Source organism: Myxacorys sp., from assembly GCF_059501405.1.
The window spans coordinates 1-3,889 of the sequence record NZ_JCACCM010000021.1; the positions used below are offsets into that span (position 1 = coordinate 1).

Annotated in this window: 2 protein-coding genes and 2 pseudogenes; 3 read left to right on the top strand and 1 reads right to left on the bottom strand. The window is 50.3% G+C overall.

Features of this window, described 5'->3' with window-relative positions; translation table 11 throughout:
- The 3 genes and pseudogenes from AC5I6P_RS02245 to AC5I6P_RS02255 all read left to right on the top strand — a co-directional run.
- Positions 1–308 (top strand): hypothetical protein (locus AC5I6P_RS02245; protein ID WP_495692136.1); only part of this gene is annotated, 308 nt, incomplete at its 5' end.
- The gene (locus AC5I6P_RS02250) at positions 277–564 is read left to right on the top strand and encodes a hypothetical protein (RefSeq protein ID WP_495692137.1); all 288 of its coding nucleotides are present in this window, start codon (positions 277–279) and stop codon (positions 562–564) included. The genes AC5I6P_RS02245 and AC5I6P_RS02250, both read left to right, overlap by 32 nt.
- Positions 565–908: 344 nt before the next feature.
- Positions 909–2,583 (top strand): annotated as a pseudogene (locus AC5I6P_RS02255) (ISL3 family transposase).
- A 194-nt stretch (positions 2,584–2,777) separates the two neighbouring features.
- On the opposite strand, the pseudogene AC5I6P_RS02260 reads toward AC5I6P_RS02255, so the two are convergent.
- A pseudogene (locus AC5I6P_RS02260) lies at positions 2,778–3,714 on the bottom strand (IS5 family transposase).
- Between the last annotated feature and the right edge of the window lie 175 nt (positions 3,715–3,889).

Genomic DNA, 3,889 nt, shown 5'->3' on the forward strand with positions numbered 1-3,889 from the left:
AGAGCCATGGCTCTCATTCAGTCGGCCTTCTAGCCTCGCTGTCACCCCCTGAGGGAGGCAGGACAAGTGGTTTCGATGGATGGCAAAGCGTTAGCCAGTACCTTGCAAGACTGTTATGGTCAACAGCAGGATTTTGTCACCGTGGTGAGTGCCTGTGTTCAACAGTGCAATGGGTAATTGGGCAAATCAGCTTTCACAATGGTCAAAGCAGTGAGATTACAAGTGTCAGGCAATTGCTGCAACAGTTAGATGTTCAGGGCGCGTGGGTGACGCTCGATGCCTTGCACACCCAAAAAAACAGTCTGTGAGATTGTCGAAAGCGGCAATCACTACTGCATTGGGCTCAAGGCAAATCAACGCAAGCTGCTGCAACAGGCGCAACAGTGCGCTCAAAGTCAACCGCCCTTGAGTTGCTATCAGTCCCTCGATACTTCGCATAGTCGAGTAGTCGAACGTCGAGTTCGAGTGTTTGCTGCCCCACCAGAACTATCGCACGATTGGAAAGCTTTAGCAGCGTTTGTGGCAGTTGAGCGGCGGGGGGGTGCGTCAGGAACAGACCTTTGAGCGACAGTCCTGGTTTATCATCAGCCAGGTGATTGAAGCGCAAGAGCTTGCCTTGATGATTCAAGCGCATCAAGGCACAACGGAAAATAAGTTGCATTGGGTCAAGGATGTGGTGCAAGGAGAAGATGCTTCGTTAATCCAATCTGCCAATCCTGCAACGCTCATGGCTCTATTGCGTTCCTGGGCAATCTCATTGTTTCGCAAAGCTGGGTATTCTTCCATTATCAAAGCCATGCGCCGATTCAAACATGACCTGCCAAAACTGCATATTTCCACAACTTCGGGTTCTCCGCAGGTTTTGGTGACGGTTTGTCAGAATGGTGATAAATCGCATCGGAAAGATTGTGGACTTCCTGACTCACCTGCTTCCCAACGCAGAACACCTACACCTACAAAGTTACGAACTCGACCCGGAACAGCAGCAAGTTCGGGTATTTGTAGAGTCGGTTCAGACGACAGTACGCTGCCCCGTCTGTCATCAAGCCGCCCATCGTGTGCATAGCTCCTACGAGCGGACGCTGGCAGACTTACCATGGGCAGATTATCAAATCGTCATTCAACTGACCGTGGGCAAGTTCTTCTGCGATCAAGCACAGGGTCATCGCAAAATTTTCACGGAACGGATCGCTGGGGTCATGGCACCGTGGGCACGCCGAACACAACGACTAGTCACCCAACTGACCGAGATCGGGTTGCGTGTTGGCGGAGAAGGCGGCGCAAAACTGAGTCAGACGCTGCATTGTGCGGTGAGCCAGAATACCTTGCTGTTGATAATCTACCAGCAACCCATGCCCCCAATAACCGTCCCGAAGCAATTAGGAGTTGACGATTTTGCGTTTCGACGAGGACAACGCTACGGCACGATTTTAGTGAACTTAGACACCCATCAGCCGATTGTGCTCCTCAAAGATCGAGAAGCCGAAACTTTAGCCCAGTGGTTGGAGGATCACCCCGGTGTCGAAGTGCTATCGCGAGTTGCGAAGCAGTTCCCCCTGCGGGGTAAACGATCCAAGACCTATCGGCAAGGCATGACGAAAGGAGCACCGGAAGCCACTCAGGTTGCAGACCGTTTCCATCTGCTGAAGAATCTTGCTGAGGTCTTAGAGCGGATTTTAGCCATGCACACACAGCGATTGAAAGCGGTCGAAACGGCACAACTTCTCGTCAGTGATGCAATTCCAATCGCACCTGTAGCACCGCGTCGAAATCCAGGGCAGGAACGTGCCCAACAGCGACGGGAACGGCGATTAGCAAACTACGAACAAGTGCATGAGCTACGCCGACAAGGATGGGAAATTTTAGAGATTTCACGACCTTTGGGCATGGGAAAACGAACCGTTTATCGCTACTTAAGTCATGCTAAGTTTCCCGAATGGCAACCGCACCTGCGTCAAGGTCGAAGTCAATCGAGTCAATTGGATGTCTACAAACCCTATCTGCTAGAGCAGTGGAATGGTGGACAACAGAACACAAAACAGTTGTTCGAGGCGATTCAACACCAAGGCTATCGGGGAAGCTATCAAACAGGTGCTCGCTATACCCGTCGGTTGCGACAAGCGCAACGGCAGTACCGCGCTCGATTAGGCGTGCAGCCACAGCTTCCGATTCGGGATCTGCAACGCCCCCGCTCACTGCACGACGTGCGACGTGGATAGTGATGCGCCGAACAGAGCAGCGAACAGAAGTAGAGCAAGCATTGATCACCGACTTAAGCACGCAACATCCAGACCTAGCGGCAGCCATTGAATTGACTCAAAGCTTTACGAAACTGGTGCGAGAACGACTGCCGCAACAGTTAGACACCTGGTTAGAGCAAGCAATTAATAGTTCTATCAGTCTATTTCAACGCTTCGCTCAAGGGTTAAAAGAGGACTATGAAGCGGTGAAAGCAAGCCTCATGACTTCCATCAGCAATGGACCTGTAGAAGGCCAAGTCAATCGATGAAACTGCTAAAGCGGCAGATGTATGGAAGAGCAAGTTTTGAGTTATTGAATCGAAGATTTATCTTGACAGACTAAAGCAATTTAACAATAAGGAGGACCGTGTTATCATCAAGAATGTCTCAATTTGAAGAATGATTGAGTGCAAGCTTTGCTCACATAGCAGTAGTGGATAACAAAATACTAAAACAGTGTTTCTCAAATCATTAATTTCAATGGGCTTTGTTGCATGATTGAAAAACGGTCAGATCAGCCTTGAGGTAGTTTTAGTATTAGGCTTCAACCTCATAGCTATCGGGCTTAGCGACCTGAATCATTCGATTAAGAGCAGCACATCTGATGAACAGTTCCACCGCTTGATTGTCAAATGTTCGCGCACTGAGATTACCTCCAAAGGATTGTTTTGAAGCGGAACATGGTGGTTTCAGCAATCGAGCGGCGATGATAGCCGGAGTCACGCTTCCAGCGTTTGTGTCCATGCTTGCGAATGTAGCGCAAGTTCTCATCGCGCGGATGAGGTTTCCCTTTGCGATTGCCATGCTGCCAAATCTTGGCATCCTTACGGGGTGGAACCACCGCTTTGGTTCCTTTGGCATCCATTTCCTCATAGCAATGGCGATGGCCGTAAGCCCCATCGGTGGATACCTGTTCTATCGGGTCTGCAATGCCGTCAAGCACATCGGCTAACACTTCCCCATCATGGCAATCGTTGAGGGTGACGACCGCTGCCAAAATCTCTCCAGTGGACTCATCCACTCCTAAATGCAGCTTCCGCCAAGTGCGTCGCTTACTGACCCCATGTTGGCGAGTTTTCCATTCCCCTTCCCCATACACTTTCACCCCCGTTGAATCTACTACCGCGTGGTGAGCCCGCTCCTTTGGCAACACTGGGAGTTCAATCGACAGGGGCCCCAAGCGTCGCGATAGGGTGCTGTGGTCAGGCACCGGCAACTCAATCTCCATCAACTCAAAGATCGATTCTATGAAGCCCTGGCATTGTCTTCCAGCTAGACGATACACCGCTTTTAGCGGTGCCATCGTCGCAATCGCCAAATCGCTATAAAACTTGGATGCTCCGGGCTTACCGCTTAAATCCTCAACCATCCATACCTCTAGCACCGCCTCATCAATCCAGAAGGTGAGGCTTCCCCGTTGCTTCAATCTAGCGTTATACTCAGACCAGTTGCGGAGGCGGTATTGAGGTTTCATGGCAGGGTTTTGGTGTGGTAATTGAAACTTACCCTGTCTCCACCCTCCGCAACCCCTCTTCATGCAACAACGCCCCTCTAATCAGTAAAAACTTGTTCACTAATGTAATAAGTCCTAGGCTGTGTTGATAATTGTGTGAAGTTGGGCTGAATACGCTAAACCTAAACCGCAATGT

What these genes read in the sequence shown, in the direction of transcription:
- AC5I6P_RS02250 (WP_495692137.1), top strand. Translation starts at nt 277, where the DNA reads ATGCCTTGCACACCCAAAAAAACAGTCTGTGAGATTGTCGAAAGCGGC.